Source organism: Streptomyces sp. NPDC037301 (assembly GCF_055602785.1).
In genome coordinates this window covers 1-21,425 of sequence record NZ_JBVJWD010000039.1, presented here as the reverse complement: position 1 = coordinate 21,425, position 21,425 = coordinate 1, and the positions used below count along the sequence as shown (strand labels likewise).

The following is a 21,425-nucleotide window of genomic DNA, read 5'->3' as shown; positions in this document are numbered from 1 at the left end:
GCAGACGTGAGGACCCCGTCATGAGCCAGGCCCCTCCACCACTGGGCACCCCCGTCGCACGCCGCGAGGGCCGGGACAAGGTCACGGGCGCCGCCCGTTACGCCGCCGAGCACACCCCGCCGGGCTGTCTGTACGGCTGGCCCGTCCCCGCCACCATCGCCCGCGGCCGCGTCAGCGCCGTCCACACCGACGAGGCGCTGGCCCTGCCGGGCGTGCACGCCGTCCTCAGCCACGACAACGCCCCGCGGCTGAAGCAGCCCGACGACCCGATCCTCGCCGTCCTCCAGGACGACCGGGTCCCGCACCGGGGCTGGTACATCGCGCTCGTGGTGGCCGACACGCTCGACCAGGCCCGTGCCGGGGCCGAGGCACTGCGGATCGCGTACGAGACCACCGAGCACGATGTCCTTCTGTCCGAGAACCACCCCGGCCTGTACACGCCGGAGACCGTCAACGGCGAGTACCCCGCCGTCCGCGAACGCGGGGACGCCGACCGGGCCTTCGCCGTGGCGCCCGTACAGGTCGACGCCACTTACACCATCGGTGCCCTGCACAACCACCCCATGGAGCCGCACGCCTCCACCGCGCAGTGGACGCAGGACGGGCATCTGCACGTCCACGACTCGAATCAGGGGTCCACGGCGGTCCGTGAGAGCCTCGCCGCCGCCTTCGGGCTCCGGCCGCAGCAGATCACCGTGGTCGCCGAACACGTCGGGGGCGGCTTCGGCTGCAAAGGCACCACACGCCCGCAGACCGTCCTGGCGGCCATGGCCGCGCGCCACGCCGGACGCCCCGTCAAGGTGGCTCTGCCCAGGCGGCAGTTGGCTGCCGTGGTCGGCCACCGCCCGCCCACCGTGCAGCGCCTCCGGCTCGGTGCCGAACTCGACGGCACCCTGACCTCGGTCTCCCACGAGGTGATCACCCAGACCTCCACCATCAAGGAGTTCGTGGAGCAGGCGGCCGTCCCGGCCCGCATCATGTACGGGTCGGCTCACAGCCGTACCACCCATCGTGTGACCGCCCTGGATGTGCCGAGCCCCTCCTGGATGCGTGCACCGGGCGAGGCCCCGGGCATGTACGCGCTGGAGTCCGCCATGGACGAACTCGCCGCGGCACTCGGCATGGACCCCGTCGAACTGCGCCTGCGCAACGATCCGGTCGACGACCCCGATTCCGGCCGCCCGTTCAGCAGCCGGGGCCTCGCCGCCTGTCTGGAGGAGGGTGCCGCACGCTTCGGCTGGTACGACCGTGATCCGCGCCCCGGGGTCCGTGAAGAGGGTCCGCTGCTGGTCGGTACGGGCGTCGCGTCCTCCACGTATCCTGTGTACCTCTTCGGCTCCAGCGCGTCGGCGCACGCGGCCCCCGACGGCTCGTACCGCGTCCAGGTCAACGCCACCGACATCGGTACCGGCGCCCGCACCGTACTCGCGCAGATCGCGGCCTCCGTACTGGACACCCCGGTGGAGAACGTCCGGATCGACATCGGCAGCAGCGCACTGCCCGACGCCTCGCTGGCCGGCGGCTCCTCGGGCACGGCCTCCTGGGGCTGGCCCGTCCACAAGGCGTCCACCGCCCTGCTGGGACAGCTGCGCGAGCGCACCGGCCCCCTTCCCGCCGAGGGGCTGACAGCCTTCGCGGACACCGGGCAGGAGACCTCAGGGCAGTCCCCGTACGCGCGCCATGCCTTCGGTGCGCAATTCGCCGAGGTCGCCGTCGACTCCCGCACCGGAGAAGTGCGGGTGCGCCGGATGCTCGGTGTCTTCGCCGCCGGGCACATCCTCAACCCCCGTACCGCACGCTCCCAGTTCATCGGGGGTATGACCATGGGAATCGGCATGGCCCTGACCGAGAGCAGCACCATGGACCCCGTCTTCGGAGACTTCACCGAGAGCGACCTCGCTTCCTACCATGTGCCGGTCTGCGCCGACGTGCCTCCGATCGAGGTGCACTGGATCGACGAGGACGACCCGCATCTCAACCCTATGGGCAGCAAGGGCATCGGCGAGATCGGCATCGTCGGCGCCGCGGCGGCTGTCGGTAACGCTGTCCGGCACGCCACCGGCGTCCGGTTGCGCAGCCTTCCCCTCACCCCCGACGTACTGCTGCCGTATCTGCTCTGACCTGGGAAGATACTTGTTGTACGGCAGACTGCTCAGCCTCCGTGTTGCGCATCCGGCTCTGCGGGGTCACCCTGTTGAGTGACCCAGAAGTGACATCTGCTCACTCTTCGTATTCGGGGGGTCGTTGGTTCAATGGGGCGAAGTCAGTGGGCCTCGATGCGAGGAGCCTCGACGATGACCGTTCAATTCGACCGGCACTATCTGGTCGAACTCCAGGTTTCGGCAGAGCGTGTTTCGCAGCTGCGGCGGATAATCGCCGCGCACCTCCGCCATTGGAGTCTCGAACTTCATATCCGGCCGGTGTGCCGGGGTGTGGAGGAGCTGCTGACCAATGTCCACCGGCATGTCGGTGACGACAACAACTGTGTCGTCGAACTCCGCTGGTCCGGGCGGCATCTCACGGTCTCTGTCGCTGACAACGGCTCCGAGATGCCGCGGCTGCTCAGCACCGGCGGCGGTGGTCTCAGCCGCGTCATGGCCCTGAGCGACAGCTGGGGCACCTGCCGCACGGCCGACGGCAAAGTCGTCTGGTTCACCCGGTACGCGAAGGAGCCGCGCACCGTCGACCTGGTGCCGTTGCCGCCGCTGCCCGGCGTGGGCGAGTTCCGTCGTCCGCCCGTCGCCGTTCCGGATCCGGTTCCCGAAACCGCGACGGCATCCGACTCCGCCCCCGCTCTCGTCTGATTCGGGCCACCAGGACCGGTACCGCCGGCTTCCGTACCCGCTGAACGCTTCACCTCCCGGCGCGGACGGCGTGCGCACCGCACGCATGGTCCGCGCCGGTCGGGTATTCGCCCAGCAGGGCCCGCGTTGCGGCACGGCGCGCGGCGCTGCACGGTCGAAGTACCGAGGCAAGGAGGCCCCAGTCATGCCCATCGCGACGGTCAACCCCGCGAACGGCGAGACGCTCAGAACGTTCGACGCACTGGGAGAGGCGGAGATCGAGCAGAAGCTCGACGCCGCCGACACCGCGTTCCGGCAGTACCGCACCACCGGATTCGACGAGCGGGCCGGCTTGCTGAACCTGGCCGCCGGTCTTCTCGACGAGGACGTGCAGGACATCGCGCGCACCATGACCACCGAAATGGGCAAGCCCGTCAAGGCGGCCCGAGCGGAGGCCGCCAAATGCGTGAAGGCGATGCGCTGGTACGCGGCCAACGCCGAAGAACTCCTCGCGGACGAGCATCCGCCGGCGGACGATGTGCAGGACTCCGGTGCCTCCAGGGCCTATGTCCACTACCGCCCGCTGGGCGCCGTCCTCGCCGTGATGCCGTGGAACTTCCCGCTCTGGCAGGTCGTACGATTCGCCGCCCCCGCGCTGATGGCCGGGAACGTCGGCCTGCTCAAGCACGCGTCGAACGTCCCGCAGACGGCGATGTATCTGGAGGGCCTGTTCCGCCGGGCCGGATTCCCCGCGGGATGCTTCCAGACACTGCTGGTGGGATCCGGAGCGGTCGAGTCGATCCTCCGCGACCGCCGGGTCGCCGCCGCCACCCTCACCGGCAGCGAGCCGGCCGGCCGCTCGGTCGCGTCGATCGCCGGCGACGAGGTGAAGCACACCGTGCTGGAACTGGGCGGCAGTGACCCGTATCTCGTCATGCCGTCGGCGGACGTCGCCAGGGCCGCGCGTACCGCCGTGACCGCCCGGGTGCAGAACAATGGCCAGTCCTGCATCGCCGCCAAACGGTTCATCGTGCACACGGAGGTGTACGACGAGTTCGCCGAGCGGTTCACCGTGGGCATGCGCGATCTGACGGTCGGCGACCCGCTGCAGGAATCCACCGACGTCGGACCGCTCTCCAGCGAACAGGGCCGTGCCGACCTGGAGGAGCTGGTGGACGACGCGGTACGGCAGGGCGCGAGCGTGCTCTGCGGAGGCGGCCGGCCCGACGGCCTGGGCCCTGAGCTGGAGCGGGGCTGGTTCTACGCCCCTACCGTCCTCACCGGGATCACGACCGGCATGCGCATCCACCGCGAGGAGACCTTCGGCCCCGTCGCCACGCTCTACCGCGTCGAAGGGCTGGACGAAGCCGTGGCGCTCGCCAACGACAGCCCCTTCGGCCTCAGCTCCAACGTATGGACCCGCGACGCGGACGAGGCCCGCCGCTGTGTGCGCGATCTGGAGGCGGGTGGTGTCTTCTTCAACGGCATGACGGCGTCCCATCCCGCGCTGCCCTTCGGCGGCGTGAAGCGCTCCGGCTACGGACGTGAACTCTCCGGGCACGGCATCCGCGAATTCTGCAACGCGACCACGGTCTGGTACGGCCCCGATCCCGTCTGCGCCACGTCCTAGGAGACACAACATGAGTCATGCCGCCCACCCGGCAGTGACGCCCGGCCCCTCCGACGAAGAGATCGCGGCCCTCGACGCGCACTGGCGGGCCGCCAACTATCTGGCCGTGGGCCAGATCTACCTGATGGCCAACCCGCTCCTGACCCGGCCGCTCAGCCGGGAGCACATCAAGCCGCGCCTGCTCGGCCACTGGGGCACTTCACCCGGACTGAACCTGGTCCACACCCATCTCAACCGTGTCATCAAGTCCCGCGGCATCCAGTGCCTGTGCGTCTGGGGTCCCGGCCACGGCGGACCCGCCGTCCTCGCCAACTCCTGGCTGGAGGGCAGCTACTCGGAGACGTACCCCGACGTCAGCCGTGACGCCCAGGGCATGGGGCTGCTGTTCAAACAGTTCTCCTTCCCCGGCGGGGTGCCCAGCCATGTGGCACCGGAGACGCCCGGCTCCATTCACGAGGGCGGCGAGCTCGGTTACGCCCTCACCCACGCCTACGGTGCCGCCCTCGACCACCCGGACCTGCTCGTCACCTGCGTCATCGGCGACGGCGAGGCCGAGACCGGACCACTCGCCGCGTCCTGGCACTCCAACAAATTCCTCGACCCGGTGCACGACGGAGCCGTCCTCCCGGTCCTCCATCTCAACGGCTACAAGATCGCCAACCCGACCGTGCTCGCCCGCCTCCCCGAGCCGGAACTCGACGCCCTCCTACGGGGCTACGGGCACGACCCCATGTATGTCGGCGGCGACGACCCCTTCACCGTCCACCGGGCGATGGCCGCCGCGATGGACCGGGCCGTGGAGCGCATCCGGGAGCTCCAGGCCGCCGCCCGTACCGGCGGCGACACCGGGCGCCCGCACTGGCCGATGATCGTGCTGCGCACCCCCAAGGGCTGGACCGGACCGGCCGAGGTCGACGGGGTGCCCGTCGAAGGCACCTGGCGCGCCCATCAGGTCCCGCTGCCTGGAGTCCGGGACAACCCCGAACATCTGCGCCAGCTGGAGGCGTGGATGCGCTCCTACCGGCCGGAGGAACTCTTCGACACATCGGGGCGCCCCACTGCCCAGGTGCTCGACTGCGTGCCCGTAGGCACCGCCCGGCTCGGCGCGACCCCGTACGCCAACGGCGGTCTGCTCCTGCGTGATCTGCCCATCCCGCCGCTGGACGACCACGCCGTCGAGGTCGACAAGCCCGGCACCGTGCTGCACGAGCCGACGCGGGTGCTCGGCGGCCTGCTGGAGGCCGTCATGGCCGCCACCTCCGAACGCCGCGACTTCCGGGTCGTGGGCCCCGACGAAACCGCGTCGAACCGGCTCGACGCCATCTACGAGTCCACCGGCAAGGCATGGCAGGAGCGGATCCTGCCGACCGACGAGCACCTCTCCCGCGACGGACGCGTCATGGAGGTACTCTCCGAGCATCTGTGCCAGGGCTGGCTGGAGGGGTACCTCCTCACCGGCCGGCACGGTCTCTTCTCCTGCTACGAGGCGTTCGCCCATATCGTCGACTCGATGGTCAACCAGCACATCAAATGGCTCAGGACATCCCGCCGGCTGGCCTGGCGCCGACCCATCGCCTCACTCAACTACCTGCTCACCTCGCACGTCTGGCGCCAGGACCACAACGGGTTCTCCCACCAGGACCCGGGCTTCGTCGACCACATCCTCAACAAGAGCCCCGAAGTCGTACGGGTCTATCTGCCGCCGGACACCAACACCCTGCTCTCCGTCGCCGACCATGCGCTGCGCAGCCGGGACTACGTCAATGTGATCGTGGCGGGCAAACAGCCGAGCTTCGACTGGCTCACCATGGACGAGGCCCGGGCACACTGCGCCCGCGGAGCGGGTGTGTGGGAGTGGGCGGGCACGGAGGACGGCAGCCGCGAACCCGACGTAGTGCTCGCCTGCGCCGGTGACGTACCCACGCTGGAGACTCTGGCGGCAGCCGATCTGCTGCGCAGGCATCTGCCGGAACTGGCGGTACGGGTGGTCAATGTGGTCGACATGACGCGGCTGCTGCCCCACGGGGAGCACCCGCACGGCATGCCGGACTCCGAGTACGACGCGGTGTTCACCAGGAACACCCCGGTGATCTTCGCCTACCACGGCTACCCGTGGCTGATCCACCGGCTGGCCTACCGGCGGGCCGGCCATGCCCATCTGCATGTGCGGGGCTACAAGGAGGAGGGCACCACCACGACGCCCTTCGACATGGTGGTGCGCAACGACCTGGACCGCTACCGGCTGGTCATGGATGCCATCGACAGGGTGCCCGGCCTCGGCGTCCGTGCCGTGGCGGTACGCCAGGCGATGGCGGATGTCCGTACCCGCCACCACGCCTGGATCCGTGAACACGGCACGGACCTGCCCGAGGTAGCTGACTGGACCTGGAGCGGCTGACACCGCCCGGGTTCCTGCGGCATGGGCTCAGCGGCCGACAGCCTTTGCCAGCTGGGCCTTGGTCATATGGGACCGTCCGTGGACGTTCTTCTTCTTCGCCTCTTCGTAGAGCTGGTCGCGAGTAGGCCCCTCGGCTCCGCTGTGGGAGCGCAGACCGCCGCGCCGCGAGGACGACATGTCCTCGATGGAGGTACGGCTCGCGGTCCTCGACTCGCCTGAGCGGGCGCGCTCCTTGTTGACCGTACGGGCCGCGATCTCCTCCGCCCGCTCCTCGCTGACCCCGCGCTCCTGCGCGCTCTCCTTGATGTGTTCGTACTGCCGTTCCCGTTTGGCATTGGATCCGCGTGGCATGGTGCGCTCCTCTCCCCGGTATCTGCCCCGGGACTCGGCCCCCGGGCTCGATCGGGCCCTTCCCCAGTGTCCCAGCGGCCCCCGGAGCCCGCATGCCTGCCACGTACCCGATGCGGCGTACGGCGTGCAGCCGCCCTGTTCAGTAGCGCAGGGCCGCCGCGATCCGTCCGTACTCCGCGAGCGAGCCGTCCGCGAGGAAGACCACGTCGGTGCCGCTGTCGAGCGCCGCCTCGACGAGCTCGTCCACGATGTCCTCCCGGACCGAGCCGTCCGTGAGGTCCGCGGCTTCGCCGCTCACCGGTTCGAGGTGCTCGTCCGTCACCCGTACCGTCTGCTGGAAGTGCTCCTCCACCGCGACCAGTCCGGCGCGGCCCTCCCGTACCGCGGCCCACACCTCGTCGAGACCACCGGCGAAGGCGCGGCGGCCGCGCGCTTCGTCCAGTTTGCCGTCGATCTCCGCTGCGAACCGCTGCTGCCGCTCGTCGAGCGCGGGCCGCAGCTCCTTGAACAGGTCGGCCGGTGTCATGTCGGCCGGTACACCCCTGGTGACCCGGCCCACGGCCGACTTGGCGCTCTCGCCGACCTCGTCCAGCAGGGCGAGCGCGGGGGCGAGGCCGACCAGATACAGCGGGCGCGGGTCCGTCGCCAGTACCGCGCGCAGCTTCTCGTCGACGGTGCGCAGGAAGTTGCGCGTCTCCTCGTCGCTGAAGGTGCTCGGCGTGTCGCCGATCCGCTCCTCGCGCTGTGGGTTGGGCGCCTCCCTGGGAGCCGTCAGCGGGAATCCGCCGGTCCGTTCCTCGTGCAGGACGTCCGCCGTGCCGCTCCACAGGGCGGCGTGCTCGGCCGACACGGTGAACGCCCAGAACAGCTGGGCCTGGGCCTTCGCCGCGACCAGGTTGCGGGTCAGATAGGTGTCGCTGAGGACCACCCGCTCGGGTGCAGTACGGGGGAGCTGCCAGATCTGGTGCTCGTCGGCGGTGACGAGGACGACCAGGGCGTCCAGGGCCCGGCGGGGGTCCACCTCGTCGACCGCCCGGTCGAGCTGCTCCTTGATGGCGTTCCGGGCCTCGCGGGTGACCGCGGGATCCGCTTCCAGCCGGCTGACGGCCTCGGACACCAGGTTGCGCAGCCGAACGGCGTCCTGGGCGTTGTCCGGAGCGCGGCGGTGCGTCGGCATGGTCAGGGAAACGGCCGGATAGGGCTTGGCCGCCCGCAGTTCCTGCAACAGGCCGACGGTCAGGGCGTCCGCATCCATCGTTCTCTCCCAGGGGCTTCGGCTGGCATCCGCTCCCGAGTGAAGCGGGTGAATTCGACGAGTCAATTCATACCTTTTGAACCTAATATGAGCGAGTTCTTCAATATCGGTCTCAGGAGGTACGCGCGATGTCCACGCTCACCGTGTGGAAGTTCCAGTCGGCCGAGGGCGCGGAGACCGTGGAGACCACGCTCAAGTCCCTCCAGAAGCAGGGGCTGATCAAGATCCTCGACGCGGCCGTGGTCAGCTGGCCCGCCGACCGGGCGAAGCCCAGGACCAAGCAGTTGATCAACCTCGTCGGTGCCGGCGCACTGAGCGGCACGTTCTGGGGAATGTTGTTCGGGCTGATCTTCCTGATGCCGATGCTGGGCGCCGCGATCGGTGCGGCGGCCGGGGCGCTGGGCGGCAAACTGGCCGATGTCGGCATCGACGACGACTTCATCGCCGAGGTCAAGGAGAAGGTGACGCCCGGGACTTCGGCCCTGTTCCTGCTGACCATGAACGAGGTGCCCGACCGGATCAGCGACGCGCTGCCCGACGGCGGCGCCGAACTGCTCCACAGCAACCTGGACACGCAGAGCGAGGCGCGGCTGCGCGAGATCTTCGACGAGGACGCGGCCTGACCGACCGGGGAGCCCGGTGGTCCGGGTTCCCCGCACCGTCTCTGCCTCACCCCCATTTCCTCATCTCTCCATACCTTTCCACCTCCCTTACGCCCTTCCGAGCAGACGGAGCGTCCGTGAACCCGACCAGCCCCTTGCGGCACGCCCTCGGCGGCCGCGCAGCCCGCAACCTGACCCCAGCCGTGCTGGCCGTGTTGATCATTGCCGGTACCGCCGCCTGTGGCGGCTCCGACACCTCCTCGCAAGGCACGGCCAGGAGCACCCGTACGGTGTCCCCGGAACCGGCCATGACCCGGTCTGCGAGCGCCAGTCCGCGTACCCAGCAGGAATTCGCGGCCTCGGTCTCCGCCGCCGCCGAGCGCAACCGGCAGCAGGCCGCCAAGCAGCTCGCAGGCGTCAAGGGACGGGGCAACGCGGTCAAGGACGTCTCGGTGACGGGGCTGCCGGTCGTGAAGTCCGAGCAGTTCCGCAGCGCCCTCGTCCGCGTCACCAACCGCACGGACAAGGCGGCCTTCTACGCCGTCAAGGTGGAGTTCGTCGACTCGTCCCAGAAGGTGCTCGACTCCGTGGTGCTCGGCTTCGCGGACGTCCCGCCCGGCCGGACCGTCAGCCAGCACGCCAACAGCCGCAAGGCGGCCGGAGTCAAGACGTTCCCCCGGATCGCCCAGGCCGAGCGCAGCTGACGGCCGGGCCGGGTGAGCGCTGCCGAAGCCGTCACAGATGCCCTGCGCGAACTGCACACGCGGTTCGCCGGGCTGCGGGACGGCCGGCTCGCCGACTACATCCCGCAACTGGCGCTGGCCGAACCGGATGCGTTCGGACTGGCGCTGATCAGCATGGACGGTCACCGCTACAGCACCGGTGACGCCGATGCCCCGTTCACCATGCAGTCCGTGTCGAAACCGTTCGTCTACGCCCTCGCCCTGTCCGTCCTCGGGCTCGACGAGGTGGGCCGCTGGGTGAATGCCGAGCCCAGCGGCGAGGCCTTCAACGCCATCAGTCTGGAACCGGTCACAGGGCGGCCCGACAACGCCATGGTCAATGCGGGCGCCATCGTCACCACCGCGCTGATCCCGGACACCCCCGACGCCCCCAGATTCGGCCGCATCCTCGACTGCCTGAGCCGGTTCGCCGGACGGCAGCTGGACGTCGACGAGCAGGTGTACGCCTCCGAGGCCGTCACCGGCGACCGGAACCGCGCCCTCGCCTATCTGATCCGCAGCGCCGGCCCACTGCCCGTCGACCCGGTGGCGGCGATGGAGACGTACTTCAGACAGTGCGCGGTACGGGTCACCACGCTGGACCTCGCCGCGATGGCCGCGACCCTCGCGCACGGCGGCGTCAACCCGCTCACCGGCGTCGAGGTGGTCCCGGAGCCGGTCGCGGCCCAGGTGCTGGCGGTGATGGCGACCTGCGGCATGTACGACGCCTCGGGCGACTGGCTGCTACGGGTGGGGCTGCCGGCGAAGAGTGGTGTGTCCGGCGGCCTGATCGCCTCGGGCCCTGCCAGGTTCGGGCTGGCGACGTACAGCCCGCTGCTGGATCCGACCGGCACCTCCGTTCGGGGGCGCGCCGCGCTCGGGGCCCTGTCGGAGCGGCTCGGCCTCCATCTGATGCACAATCCGGCACTGGCCGGGTCCACCGTCACCCTGGTGACCACCGCCGACGATCTGCCGTCCACCCAGGTCGGGCCCTGGGAGCGCGCCCGGCGCGAACGGGTCGCGGTCGTCGCAGCCCAGGGTGCTCTCGACTTCACCGCGGCCGAACGGGTGCTGTACGCCCTGGACGCGGCGCGACCGCAGGAGACGGGGGCCGCGGTGCTGGATCTGCGGCAGGTGACCGACATCGACTCGGTGGCCCGGGCGGTGCTGCAGAGCGGACTCGGCCGGCTCGTGGATGGCGGCGTGCGCACCGCCGTGGCCGACCCGGCGGGCCACCTCGTCCTGCTCCCCGGCGCCGGGGAGCAGGACGAGCGCACAGCCCTTCGGCCCTTCGACTCCCGTGAGGAGGCCGTGGCCTGGTGCGCGAGCGGCCTGGCCGACTGAAACGGGGAAGGAGCTGGTCCGGGTTTGTCCCTCTACCAGATGGACTCGACCCATTCCGGGTGATCGACAAACGGGTTCCGGTTGTGCTGGTACTGGTCGAATATGACGTCGTTGCGCCGCTTCTCGAAGCTGTCCGGCGGGTCCTCCTGGCTCCACGCCTTCAGTACCGAGAGGCGGCCGATGTACGGTGCGGAGCCGTTGGACACACTGTCGTTGGGTTCGAGGTCGGGGAAGGCGTCGTCTCCCTCGTAGCGCACCGCCATGTAGAGGATCATGCGGGCCACATCGCCCTTGACCGCGTCGCGCGGTTCGAAGGAGTCGCTGTCGGTGTAGCTGCCCGGTGCGCCGCTGACCGCGCTGCCGCCGTTGTCGAAGTCCTTGTTGCCGCGGATGGAATTGACGGTGACATCCTCCGGGCGCAGGTGGTGGATGTCGGTCCCGGGGCCGGTGGCGGTGCCGAAGTCGCCGTGGGACTTGGCCCAGACGTGCTCGCGGTTCCACTGGCCGACCGAGCCGCCGTTGTCGCTCTTGGGCTCGGAGCGCCCGGAGTAGAGGAGGATCACGTTCGAGGGATTGGCGGGGTCCTCGTCCGTGTTCTTGAGGGCGTCCCAGACCTGGCTGTAGGAGATCTTGGTCTGGCTGCTGATGATCGTGTGCAGAGCGCTCTTGAGTGCGGTTCCGGACTTGCCGAGTGCGTCCTGGTAGTACGTGTCGTCGAGAGCGCCGAGCGGTGTCGCGGCGACCGGTGCGGCCTGGGGGGGTGTGGCGGCGGGCGCGGCGGCCGCGGTGCCGGCGAGTACCGCGAACGCGGCAAGGGTCGCCAGCAGGGGGCGCCGGTAATGAAGGTGACGACGGGACATGTGGGGTGTCCTCTCCGAAAATGCGGGCACCACGAAGCCGTCACAAGGTGGGGGGCGGCGCCGCGGCGGTCGTGTGGTACGTGGTCAGCGGGAGCCTTCCACACGCACCGTGACCATGGTGTGAACGCTGTGTACCTATCATGTGCAGGTCAAGTGAGGGCTTGTCCGTGGCGCCGGGAGCGGATCGGGGAGGCATCGGATGCGGCGGGCCGGGCGCGGGGCGAGAATGACCGAAAGGACGAGGAGGCGGCATGAGCGACGAGCCCGAATCCGTATCCGCAGCTTGGGGAGTGACTCCCGACAGCCTCTTGCACACCGGCGGGAGCGACAATCCCTCGGCAGAGGACCTGGTGCTCGCCTCCGGGCGGGACCTGACTCCGAAGAATCTTCAGTGGGCGGAGCGCAGGCTCGCCCGGGAGGGCCGGTCGGCGATCGACAAGGCGCTGCCGTAGCGCATGGCCCGGCGGTCGGCGCGGGGAGTGTGTGTGGGCGCTCCCCGCAGCTCGGCTAGCCTGGGTGCACAATGAACCGTTTGACTACGTCAGGGGCCGGGTACGACCTCGCCCGCTTCCCCGAGGACCCGCGCGACCCGTTCCGTGCCTGGGACGCTGCCGATGAGTATCTGCTGCGGCGGCTGGAGGGAACCGGCGAGTCGGAACCGGTCGACCTGTCGGGCGCCGTGGTCGTGGTGGGCGACCGCTGGGGCGCCCTGAGTACCGTGCTGGCCGGGCACCGCCCCGTACAGATCACCGACTCCTACCTGGCGCAGCGCGCGACCCTGGCGAATCTGGACCGCAACGGCGTGGACGTGGATGCCGTACGCCTCCTGTCGGCCAGGGACACACCGCCGGACCGTATCGACGTCCTGCTGGTACGTGTCCCGAAGAGCCTCGCGCTCCTGGAGGACCAGCTCCACCGGCTCGCGCCGGCCGTCCATGCGGGCACCGTCGTCATCGGCACCGGCATGGTCAAGGAGATCCACACCTCCACCCTCAAACTCTTCGAGCGGATCATCGGCCCGACCCGTACCTCCCTCGCGGTCAAGAAGGCCCGGCTCATCTTCTGCACCCCGGACCCGGCCCTGGCCCGCACGCCGAGTCCCTGGCCGCACCGCTACGACCTGCCCGAGGGCGTCGGTCCGGTCTCCGGCCGGACGGTCACCAACCATGCCGGGATCTTCTGCGCCGAGCGCCTCGACATCGGCACCCGCTTCTTCCTCGGCCATCTCCCCGCGCGCAGCGGCCCCGACCGGGTAGTCGACCTCGGCTGCGGAAACGGCGTCGTCGGGCTGTCCGCCGCGCTCGCCAATCCCGAAGCGGCGGTCACCTTCATCGACGAGTCGTACCAGGCGGTCGCCTCCGCCGAGGAGACCTTCCGGGCCAACACCGGCCCGGACGCCAAGGCCGACTTCGTGGTCGGCGACGGGCCGGCGCAGCTGCCGCCCGCCAGTGTGGACCTGGTGCTCAACAACCCGCCGTTCCACTCCCACCAGGCCACCACCGACGCAACGGCCCGCAACATGTTCCACGGGGCGCGCGCCGCACTGCGGCAGGGCGGCGAGCTGTGGGTCGTCGGCAACCGGCATCTCGGCTACCACACCCAGCTGCGCCGGATCTTCGGCAACTGCACCACGGTCGCGGGCGACCCGAAGTTCGTCGTCCTGCGCGCCGTCAAGCGCTGACGTCCGCCGGAGACGTCCTGCCCCTTCCGGATTCTTGCAACACGTTCTACTGTGTGCGCCGCCGCACACGGGCGACGCGACCGCGAGACTCCTGGAGGGGCCGTGCACCTCGAATACACGCCTGAACAGCAGCAGTTGCGCGCCGAACTGCGTACGTACTTCGCCGGACTGGTGCCCGACAACGCCTACGCGCGCTACGCCGACCCCGCCTCCCAGAAGAACTTCTACCGCGAGACGATCCGGCGCCTCGGTACCGACGGCTGGCTCGGCGTCGGCTGGCCGACGGAGTACGGCGGACGCGGCCTGTCCCCGATGGAACAGTTCATCTTCTTCGACGAGGCCGCCCAGGCGGGCGTTCCGCTGCCGCTGATGGCCCTCAACACCGTCGGCCCGACGATCATGCAGTTCGGTACCGACGAACAGAAGGACTACTTCCTGCCGAAGGTCCTCGCCGGCGAGATCGACTTCGCGATCGGATACAGCGAACCCGAAGCGGGCACAGACCTCGCCGCGCTCAAGACCCGGGCCGTGCGCGACGGCGACGACTATGTCGTCAACGGGCAGAAGATCTGGACGACCAACGGCGACACAGCCGACTGGGTCTGGCTCGCCGTCCGCACCGACCCGGACGCCCCGCCCCACAAGGGCATCACCATGCTCCTCGTCCCGACGAGCGACCCCGGCTATTCCTGCACCGTCATCAACACCCTCGCTTCGCACGACACCACCGCCAGCTACTACGAGAACATCCGCGTCCCCGTCTCCCGTCGCGTCGGCGACGAGAACAAGGGCTGGCGGCTCATAACCAACCAGCTCAACCATGAACGCGTCACCCTCGCCGCCCACGGCACCATGGCCATCCGCGCGCTCCACGACGTTCAGCACTGGGCGGCGGACACCCGGCTCACCGACGGCCGTCGCGTCATCGATCTCGGCTGGGTCCGCGCCCTCCTGGCCCGCACCCACACCAGGCTCGACGCCATGAAGCTCCTCAACTGGCAGATGGTGTCCGCGGTCCAGAACGCAACCCTCACCCCCCAGGACGCCTCCGCCGTCAAGGTCTACGGCTCCGAGGCACGCCGCGACGCCTACGCCTGGCTGATGGAGGTCGTCGGCTCGGCGGGACCGCTGAAGGAAGGGTCGGCGGGCGCCGTACTGCACGGCGAACTCGAACGCGGATACCGGTCCGCGGTCATCTTCACCTTCGGCGGCGGCAACAACGAGATTCAGCGGGAGATCATTTCGTGGATCGGCCTGGGCATGCCGCGCGTTCGGCGGTGAGCGGTCTTGTGACGAGGCTTTTTATTTGGCACAAAAGCGGGATAGTTGGCACTGGCTGCAGCCTGCAGTCATCGCGATGCGAAGCCTATGGGCTTCGACGGCATAGGTCATCTGAACTGCTGCCTTAGCGACGCGGGTTGGGGGCCTCTAGGCTGTACATGTCTGCTTCTTGCGCGACTACGATGTCCGTGTCGACGGACAGTGCCTCGTCTTGGTCACAGGCTCTCGCCAGGTGCGTCGCGTACAGATTCAGGCGCCGCCGTATTCGGTATCGCTGGCCGTGGCCGAGGTCGGCTTCGTGGAACTGGCCGGTCGCGGTGGTGAGGGTTTGGGCGTCGCCGGCGCTGCGTGCTGCGGCCACGATGGGGGATCGCGAGGGTTCAGACTGAGTGACGTCGCTCCACACGATGATCGACATGCCGCGGGGGTCTGTTTGGGTCCGCATGCGCTCAAGCCGGTGGGGGTTGTCGAATAGGCGGTCCCGGTCGGTGTCGGGCATGCGCCAACACTCCGCTCCTTGTCGTCGGTTGGCGTAGTCGATTCGGTCTTCTTGCGCGTCGAGATCGTCCGCGATCTGCTCGACGGTGTGGGTGAAGAGCGGCCAGAGTCGCGTGTCGGTGAGTCTGTGGCCCAGCGCGCGTTGCGCGTTGCTTCCCACTCCTGCAGTGATGCCCAGGGATATTGCGCACTCTGGCCATGTCTGCCCGGATCCGAGTTCCGCGAGCCGGAACGCGGCTCCGCGACGCAGGAGTCGGTCGTCGCGGTATGTGGCATTGGGGAGCTGTGCACGGAGCTTCGCGAAGTGCTTCAGGTACCAGGAGCGCGGCAGGCAGGGCGGGACTTCAGTAATTCTGAAGGTATGGCCGTGTCGCAATGTGCGGTAGATTTTGTTGTTTCTGTGCAGATGTGGAGCACGTGGTGACATGGCCCGGGCGAAGTCCTTCGAAATGCCAGGCTCTCGAGCGATTTTCCGGGCGTATGATTTTGAACGCCTGCATGTCTCGGAAGCGAGGGGTCCAGCCTTTTCGCTAAAGGTCCACATGTCTCGGTCTGCAAGGAGATTGCCAGCCGCGAGGAGTAATGCGCCGGATGATGCCGAATCCGTCGGAGCGATCCGAACTCCGTGGAGATTGGCTGTATTTGGCGCTCCGCGAACTCCTGAAGCGGCGGGGAGGAATGGCATTGTGTGCGCATCGATGATTGCGGCCAGGGTATCGGACGGTACCAGGACCTGTCCGGGCGATCATGGCCAAGGGCGACGTCGTGCTCAGGTGCTGCCCTGCTTTGACTTCTGACCTGCAGTAGATCTCAGTTGCGGAGCATCCGTGGTTCACGGTGGTATTCCGGCATGAGCAGAATTGCTGAGGTCATCGTGCTGGCGCAGGACGCGGACGAGGTCATGGAGCCACTGACGCGGCGCGACGACACGCGCACCTGGAACGGGACGTTCTTCGAGATGCGGCCCGGCGGAAACTGGGGGTTCGGCTGGGGTGCGGAGTTCGTGCGGATGCGCAGTAGATCCGGGTTGTTGAAGTACCTGGAGTCCTTGCCGTGGCCCCGGCCGGAGACGGTGCAGGTCCTGATCCATGACGAGGAGGATGACTGTCTCGGGCTGTGGATGATCCACGACGGCAAGCTGGTGGAGATACCCCTTCCGCGCACGCGGCGGGCCTACTGGTCCGGACCGCACGACGAAGAGTTCCCACCCGACCCCGGGATCCTGAACAGGACGGACAGTCGCCCCATTGACTGGCCGAAGGAGATCGAGGGTGGCGACCAGTCTCGGCCTCCGGCCCGGTGAGGGCGATCAGGCTCGAAGCCAGATGACGACGGCTGCCGCGGTCACGGTGCCGAGGAAGACGTACCCGCGCTTGTCGTAGCGAGTCGCCACGGCCCTCGGGCAGCTTGAGTCCGGCGGTGGCGGCCGGGTAGATGCCGGTCTTCGTGATCGGGTTCTTGAGGCTGTCGGGGTTGGTGCTCATCCAGGTGGCGAACTCGACTGCCTCGTCCTTGTGCTGACAGCCCTTGAGCACGGCCGTGCTGCCGCCGCCGTCGTTGCCGAACTTCTTCTCCCCGGCGGTCCACTGCGGCATCGGGGCGACGGCGAACTTGCCCTTGGCCTTGGGTGCGTTCTGGGCGATCAGCGGGTTCAGCCAGACCGCGCCGATCGCCGTGGCCACCTTGCCGGACTGCAGGCCGCTCCACCACGCGGCGCTGTAGCCCTGGTCCGTGGCCACCAGCTTCTTGTCCACCAACTGCTGCCAGTAGTCGGCGAGTTGCCGGGACTGGTCGTCGTTGACGCCGACGTGCCACGCGTCGCCCTCGGTGCCGAACCACTTGGCGCCCTTCTGCCAGGCCAGGCCGGACAGGGTGATCGCCCGCAGGTTCACGATGTGGGCCTCGGGGTCGGCCTTGTGCAGCTTCTCGGCCGCCTTGGCGTACTCGTCCCAGGTCGTCGGCACCGCGATGCCGTACTTCTTGAAGACGTCCTTGCGGTAGTACATGGCCATCGGGCCCGTGTCGACCGGGATGCCGTAGGTCTTGCCCGCGACGGTGACTTGGTTCCACGTCCACGGAACGAACTTGTCCTTCGCGGCACCGGCCTCCTGGGAGACGTCCTCCAGGGCGCCCTCGAGCAGGAACGTGGGTATGGACTCGAAGCCGATCTGCGCCAGTCAGGGGGCGTTGCCCGCCTTCACCGCCGAGAGCATCTTGTCGTAGCCGCCCTGGCCACCGGACGGCAGCTTCTTGAAGGTGACCTCGATGTTCTTGTGGGTGGCGTTGAACAGCTCGGCCGACTTGTCGTAGCCGGGGGCCCAGCCCCAGAACTCCAGGTGGACGGTGCCGCCGGCGGCCTTGTCGTCGCCGCTCCCTCCGCACGCCGCCGCTGTCAGGACCAGGGCAGCCGCGGACAAACTCCCGAGTACGGCCCGCCTTCTGGAGCGCGCGGCCAACTTAGCAAGCATTTATGTGCACCTTCCCGTTGCGAAGAACTGGCAATTACTCAGATTCTTGGGCAAGTTGAACGTGAGGAGACTGGCGCTGCCCTCGAAGGCCGAGGGATGGGGCTGTAGTCTCCCGAGGCGCTGAGGTCCGGTACTTGTATCCACCGCGAGGCGAAGCTCAGTATTTGTGGGGCGCTCCGTGACGTCAAGACCATAGATCCGATACATTCCACCCGTGGAGATCCGTAGCTCAGAAATATCGGATGGACATTGAACCGGCTGCGAGCCTGCCTTCATCGCCGCGTCGGCCGTGATCCCGCCGTCGGACACCAGGCCGGGACCGGACCGTACCGGCGGCTGGAGCGCCATGGGGAGGCTGAGCGGACCGCAGGGCGACGGCGACCCGGTCGCCGTCGCCCCCAACCGTCCCGATCATGGCGCGGTCGGCGCCTGCGCCGCTTGGCCCCGGCGTCACGCCGAGTGCGGTGCGTCCGGCCGGGAGCGCACCGCGGGCGCGGCCGGGGCCGCGGCGGTGCTCCCGGCCCTCTGCGGCATCGGTCCGACGTCCCCGGTCGGCGCGACGCCCGCCCCTGCCCGCCACCGTCCGCGTCGACGGCGTCGGGACGCTCACGCGTCCCGGCCCGGTCGCAGGAACGGCCTGAGCCGCACGATCAGCAAGCCCTACCGAAAGACAGAAAGGCTGACACCGTCATGCCGGAAGTTCGCGGCTATGAAGCCGAACCGTGTTACAGCATCTCCGCAGAGTTGGGCGCCGGGTACCGGGAGGCGGTCGCCGGACTCGCCCAGGGTCTTGTCCTCGCCGTCGACGGCCCGGTGGCCGTGGACTGGGAGGCGGTTGCCGCCGGGATCTGTGAGGCGCTGGCCGCTCGCGCCATCGCGACCAAACAGACCGACCTGCGCGAGCACTTCGCGCCCTGGCCGGACGTCCTCGCCCTGACCGCGTCCGCGGTACTGGAGGACGACCCGGACTTTGCCCCGCTGTCCCGGGCCGGGCTCGCCGACTTCTTCACCGGGCTGCCGGAGCCCGGGGCCGCCGACGACACCGTAGCGGTCGTCTTCGGACCGGGCGCGGCCCTGGTGCCGCACGACCGGCTCTGGTACGCGGACCTGCCCAAGCGGTACGCCGAGGCCCAGATCACCGGCGGGACCGGCCGCAACCTGGGGCAGCCCGCCGGTACCGGGGCGGGCACGACCCGTCGGCTCTTCTACATCGACTGGCCCGTCCTTGACCGGCACCGCGACACCCTCGTATCCGGCGTCGACCTGTGGCTGGACACCCAGGACGCGCAGGCTCCGTCCTGGCTGGAGGGCGCCGCCCTGCGCGCTGCCCTCGCAGATCTGGCCAGGCGGCCCTTCCGTACCCGCCCCACCTTCAACACCACGTCCTGGGGCGGACATTGGGCCCAGGAGCAGCTCGGCTTCAACCAGGAGGCGGCCAACACCGCGCTGGGCTACGAGCTCATCGCTCCCGAGAGCGGGATTCTGGTGGGTACGCCGGACGGTCCGCGGGTCGAGGTGCCCCTGCAGGCACTGGTCGCCTCGCACCCCGAGGCGATCCTCGGCGACGACGTGCACGCGAGGTTCGGCACCTCGTTCCCGATCCGCTTCGACTACCTCGACACCGTCGGCGGCGGCAACCTCTCCGTCCACTGCCACCCGCAGTCGGACTACATGCGCCGCGTATTCGGATGGCCGTACACCCAGCACGAGACCTACTACATGATGCTCGGCGGGCCCGGTCGGCAGGTGTTCCTGGGGCTGCGCCAGGACGCCGACCTCGCGGCCTTCCGACACGAGGCGGACCGGGCGTTCCACGACGGCGTGCCGTTCGACATCGAACAGTACGTCCAGACCTTCCCGGCCGATCCGCACCAGATCTTCCTCATCCCGGGCGGCACCCCGCACGGCAGCGGCGAGGGCAATGTCGTACTCGAGATCAGCGCGACGCCGTACCTGTACAGCCTTCGCCTCTACGACTGGCTGCGCAAGGACAGCGAAGGCAGGCAGCGGCCGGTCCACGTCGGCCACGCGTTCGAAAACCTGGACCCGGACCGGTCGGGGGAAGCCGTGGCCAGGGACCTGGTCCCCACGCCGCGCACCTTGCGCTCGGGCGACGGCTGGCACGAGGACGTCATCGGCCGCCTCCCGGAGATGTTCTTCGAGGTCCGGCGGATCGCACTGGCGCCGGACACCGTCGCGGACGACGACACGGACCACCGCTTCCACGTCCTCAACGTCGTGGAGGGCGACGGAATCCTCCTGGAGACCAGTGGCGGCCACCGCCATGTGCTGGCGTACGCCGAGACACTGACCGTGCCCGCCGCGGTCGGCGCCTACCGGGTGCGGGCCCTCGGCGGGGGACCGGTGCGCTATGTGAAGGCGCTGGTGCGGTGAGCCCCGCCGACGAAGCCACCGTCTCGGTCCTCGATGTCGGCGGCACCCATGTGACCGCGGCCGGTGTCGACATCCGCACCCGCAGCCTCCGGTCCGGCCTCTCGTTCCGTGAGGCGGTGGACAGCGACGGCAGTGCCGAGGAGATCCTGTCGGCCCTCGTCCGCTGCGCCGACCGGCTGTCCGGCCTCGGCGCGGGCCCATGGGCCGTGGCACTGCCCGGTCCGTTCGACTACGAGCGCGGGATCGGGCGGTTCGAAGGGGTCGGCAAGTTCGAAGCCCTGCGGGGGGTCGATCTGCGGGCCGCCCTGACGGCGTCACTGCCCGGCGCCACCGCGCTCAGCTTCTGCAACGACGCGGACGCGTTCGTGCTCGGCGAGTGGTGGGCCGGGGCGGCGCGCGGGCACCGCACCGTCGCCGGTATCACGCTCGGGACCGGTGTGGGCTCCTGCTTCCTGCGCGACGGCCGGATACTGCGGCACGGCCCCGGGGTCCCTCCCGAAGGCTGGGTCCACACCCTGCGGTACGCGGGCGGACCCCTGGAGGAGACGGTGTCCCGGCGTGCCCTGCGGCGGGCCTACGCACGGGCGACCGGCGCGGCGCCGCCCGACGTCCGGGAGATCGCCCGGCGGGCACGGCACGGGGACCGGGCCGCGGCGGAGGTGTTCACCGAGACGTTCCGTGCCCTGGGAAAGGTGCTCGGGCCACTGCTCGCCGCCTTCGAACCGACGGTTCTGGTGGTCGGGGGCGCCGTCGCGGGGGCCTGGGACCTCCTGGCCGAACCACTGCGCTCAGGGCTCACCGAGGCCGATCCGGTCCGCAACCGACGCGTCGTCATCACCCCGGCGCACCGGCCGGACGAGGCCCCGCTGCTCGGCGCGGCCTACCTGGCCGGGGAGCGCGGGCGGCCGGGCGACCGTACCGCGCCGCTCGGAGACTCCCGCTGACACCGGCCCGGCACGTGCGGGACCCGGAGGAAGCCGGATGAAGGACGAGAAGAAAGGTCTCACCTCGGTGCCCTCCTCACATCATCACCGGCGGCGCATCAGCACGCCGCCGGCCTAGCCCCAATACCGGTGACTTTGAGGGTGTCGGCTCGTTGTGTTGGGTGTGCCAAGGCCGGGACAGGTGAAGTCGGTGGGGGGCGAGCGGTTTTCGGAT

At 69.4% G+C, this 21,425-nt stretch carries 18 protein-coding genes; 12 read left to right on the top strand and 6 right to left on the bottom strand.

Features of this window, described 5'->3' with window-relative positions; all coding sequences use genetic code 11:
- The first annotated feature begins 20 nt into the window (after positions 1-20).
- From ACZ7IB_RS37270 to ACZ7IB_RS37255, 4 genes are all read left to right on the top strand, one after another.
- Positions 21-2,120 (top strand): xanthine dehydrogenase family protein molybdopterin-binding subunit, encoded by a 2,100-nt coding sequence (locus ACZ7IB_RS37270; RefSeq protein ID WP_470918843.1) that lies wholly within the window; start codon positions 21-23, stop codon positions 2,118-2,120.
- Positions 2,121-2,294: 174 nt separating this feature from the next.
- The gene (locus tag ACZ7IB_RS37265; protein WP_470918841.1) at positions 2,295-2,804 is read left to right on the top strand and encodes an ATP-binding protein; all 510 of its coding nucleotides are present in this window, start codon (positions 2,295-2,297) and stop codon (positions 2,802-2,804) included.
- Between the two features lie 184 nt (positions 2,805-2,988).
- Positions 2,989-4,413 (top strand): NADP-dependent succinic semialdehyde dehydrogenase, encoded by a 1,425-nt coding sequence (locus ACZ7IB_RS37260; protein ID WP_470918840.1) that lies wholly within the window; start codon positions 2,989-2,991, stop codon positions 4,411-4,413.
- Between the two features lie 10 nt (positions 4,414-4,423).
- Positions 4,424-6,811, top strand: a complete 2,388-nt coding sequence (locus ACZ7IB_RS37255) for a phosphoketolase family protein (protein WP_470918839.1) — start codon at positions 4,424-4,426, stop codon at positions 6,809-6,811.
- A gap of 27 nt (positions 6,812-6,838) precedes the next feature.
- On the opposite strand, the gene ACZ7IB_RS37250 is transcribed toward ACZ7IB_RS37255, so the two are convergent.
- On the bottom strand, positions 6,839-7,162 hold the full coding sequence (locus ACZ7IB_RS37250; protein ID WP_470918837.1) for a plasmid stabilization protein: 324 nt from the start codon (positions 7,160-7,162) through the stop codon (positions 6,839-6,841).
- Positions 7,163-7,301: 139 nt separating this feature from the next.
- A complete protein-coding gene (locus ACZ7IB_RS37245; protein ID WP_470918836.1) occupies positions 7,302-8,417 on the bottom strand; it encodes a baeRF3 domain-containing protein in 1,116 nt (371 codons plus the stop codon).
- 128 nt (positions 8,418-8,545) lie between these two features.
- On the opposite strand from ACZ7IB_RS37245, the gene ACZ7IB_RS37240 reads away from it, so the two are divergent.
- From ACZ7IB_RS37240 to glsA, 3 genes are all read left to right on the top strand, one after another.
- The gene (locus ACZ7IB_RS37240) at positions 8,546-9,040 is read left to right on the top strand and encodes a DUF1269 domain-containing protein (RefSeq protein ID WP_470918835.1); all 495 of its coding nucleotides are present in this window, start codon (positions 8,546-8,548) and stop codon (positions 9,038-9,040) included.
- A gap of 116 nt (positions 9,041-9,156) precedes the next feature.
- Positions 9,157-9,723 (top strand): hypothetical protein, encoded by a 567-nt coding sequence (locus tag ACZ7IB_RS37235; RefSeq protein WP_470918834.1) that lies wholly within the window; start codon positions 9,157-9,159, stop codon positions 9,721-9,723.
- Between the two features lie 12 nt (positions 9,724-9,735).
- A complete protein-coding gene (gene glsA, locus ACZ7IB_RS37230; RefSeq protein WP_470918833.1) occupies positions 9,736-11,085 on the top strand; it encodes a glutaminase A in 1,350 nt (449 codons plus the stop codon).
- 32 nt (positions 11,086-11,117) lie between these two features.
- Here glsA and ACZ7IB_RS37225 read toward each other — a convergent pair whose 3' ends face one another.
- Positions 11,118-11,945, bottom strand: a complete 828-nt coding sequence (locus ACZ7IB_RS37225; RefSeq protein ID WP_470918832.1) for an endonuclease I family protein — start codon at positions 11,943-11,945, stop codon at positions 11,118-11,120.
- 251 nt (positions 11,946-12,196) lie between these two features.
- On the opposite strand from ACZ7IB_RS37225, the gene ACZ7IB_RS37220 reads away from it, so the two are divergent.
- The 3 genes from ACZ7IB_RS37220 (at position 12,197) to ACZ7IB_RS37210 (ending at position 14,907) form a co-directional block, all read left to right on the top strand.
- On the top strand, positions 12,197-12,397 hold the full coding sequence (locus tag ACZ7IB_RS37220) for a hypothetical protein (RefSeq protein WP_266364722.1): 201 nt from the start codon (positions 12,197-12,199) through the stop codon (positions 12,395-12,397).
- Positions 12,398-12,468: 71 nt separating this feature from the next.
- Positions 12,469-13,626, top strand: coding sequence for a methyltransferase (locus ACZ7IB_RS37215; RefSeq protein ID WP_470918830.1), 1,158 nt, complete (start codon positions 12,469-12,471; stop codon positions 13,624-13,626).
- A 102-nt stretch (positions 13,627-13,728) separates the two neighbouring features.
- Positions 13,729-14,907: an acyl-CoA dehydrogenase family protein gene (locus tag ACZ7IB_RS37210; RefSeq protein WP_470918829.1), complete on the top strand. Its 1,179-nt coding sequence runs from the start codon at positions 13,729-13,731 to the stop codon at positions 14,905-14,907.
- Positions 14,908-15,031: 124 nt separating this feature from the next.
- On the opposite strand, the gene ACZ7IB_RS37205 is transcribed toward ACZ7IB_RS37210, so the two are convergent.
- The 3 genes from ACZ7IB_RS37205 to ACZ7IB_RS37195 all read right to left on the bottom strand — a co-directional run bounded on the left by ACZ7IB_RS37205 (position 15,032) and on the right by ACZ7IB_RS37195 (position 17,873).
- A complete protein-coding gene (locus tag ACZ7IB_RS37205) occupies positions 15,032-15,565 on the bottom strand; it encodes a hypothetical protein (protein ID WP_470918828.1) in 534 nt (177 codons plus the stop codon).
- 739 nt (positions 15,566-16,304) lie between these two features.
- Positions 16,305-17,546: an ABC transporter substrate-binding protein gene (locus ACZ7IB_RS37200; protein ID WP_470918908.1), complete on the bottom strand. Its 1,242-nt coding sequence runs from the start codon at positions 17,544-17,546 to the stop codon at positions 16,305-16,307.
- Positions 17,547-17,582: 36 nt separating this feature from the next.
- The gene (locus ACZ7IB_RS37195) at positions 17,583-17,873 is read right to left on the bottom strand and encodes a hypothetical protein (RefSeq protein WP_470918826.1); all 291 of its coding nucleotides are present in this window, start codon (positions 17,871-17,873) and stop codon (positions 17,583-17,585) included.
- 690 nt (positions 17,874-18,563) lie between these two features.
- Here ACZ7IB_RS37195 and ACZ7IB_RS37190 point away from each other — a divergent pair.
- Together ACZ7IB_RS37190 and ACZ7IB_RS37185 are read left to right on the top strand one after the other, a co-directional pair.
- A complete protein-coding gene (locus ACZ7IB_RS37190; RefSeq protein ID WP_470918825.1) occupies positions 18,564-20,267 on the top strand; it encodes a class I mannose-6-phosphate isomerase in 1,704 nt (567 codons plus the stop codon).
- Positions 20,264-21,211, top strand: coding sequence for an ROK family protein (locus ACZ7IB_RS37185; protein WP_470918824.1), 948 nt, complete (start codon positions 20,264-20,266; stop codon positions 21,209-21,211). Before ACZ7IB_RS37190 ends, ACZ7IB_RS37185 begins: the two co-directional genes overlap by 4 nt.
- The last annotated feature ends 214 nt before the right edge of the window (positions 21,212-21,425 follow it).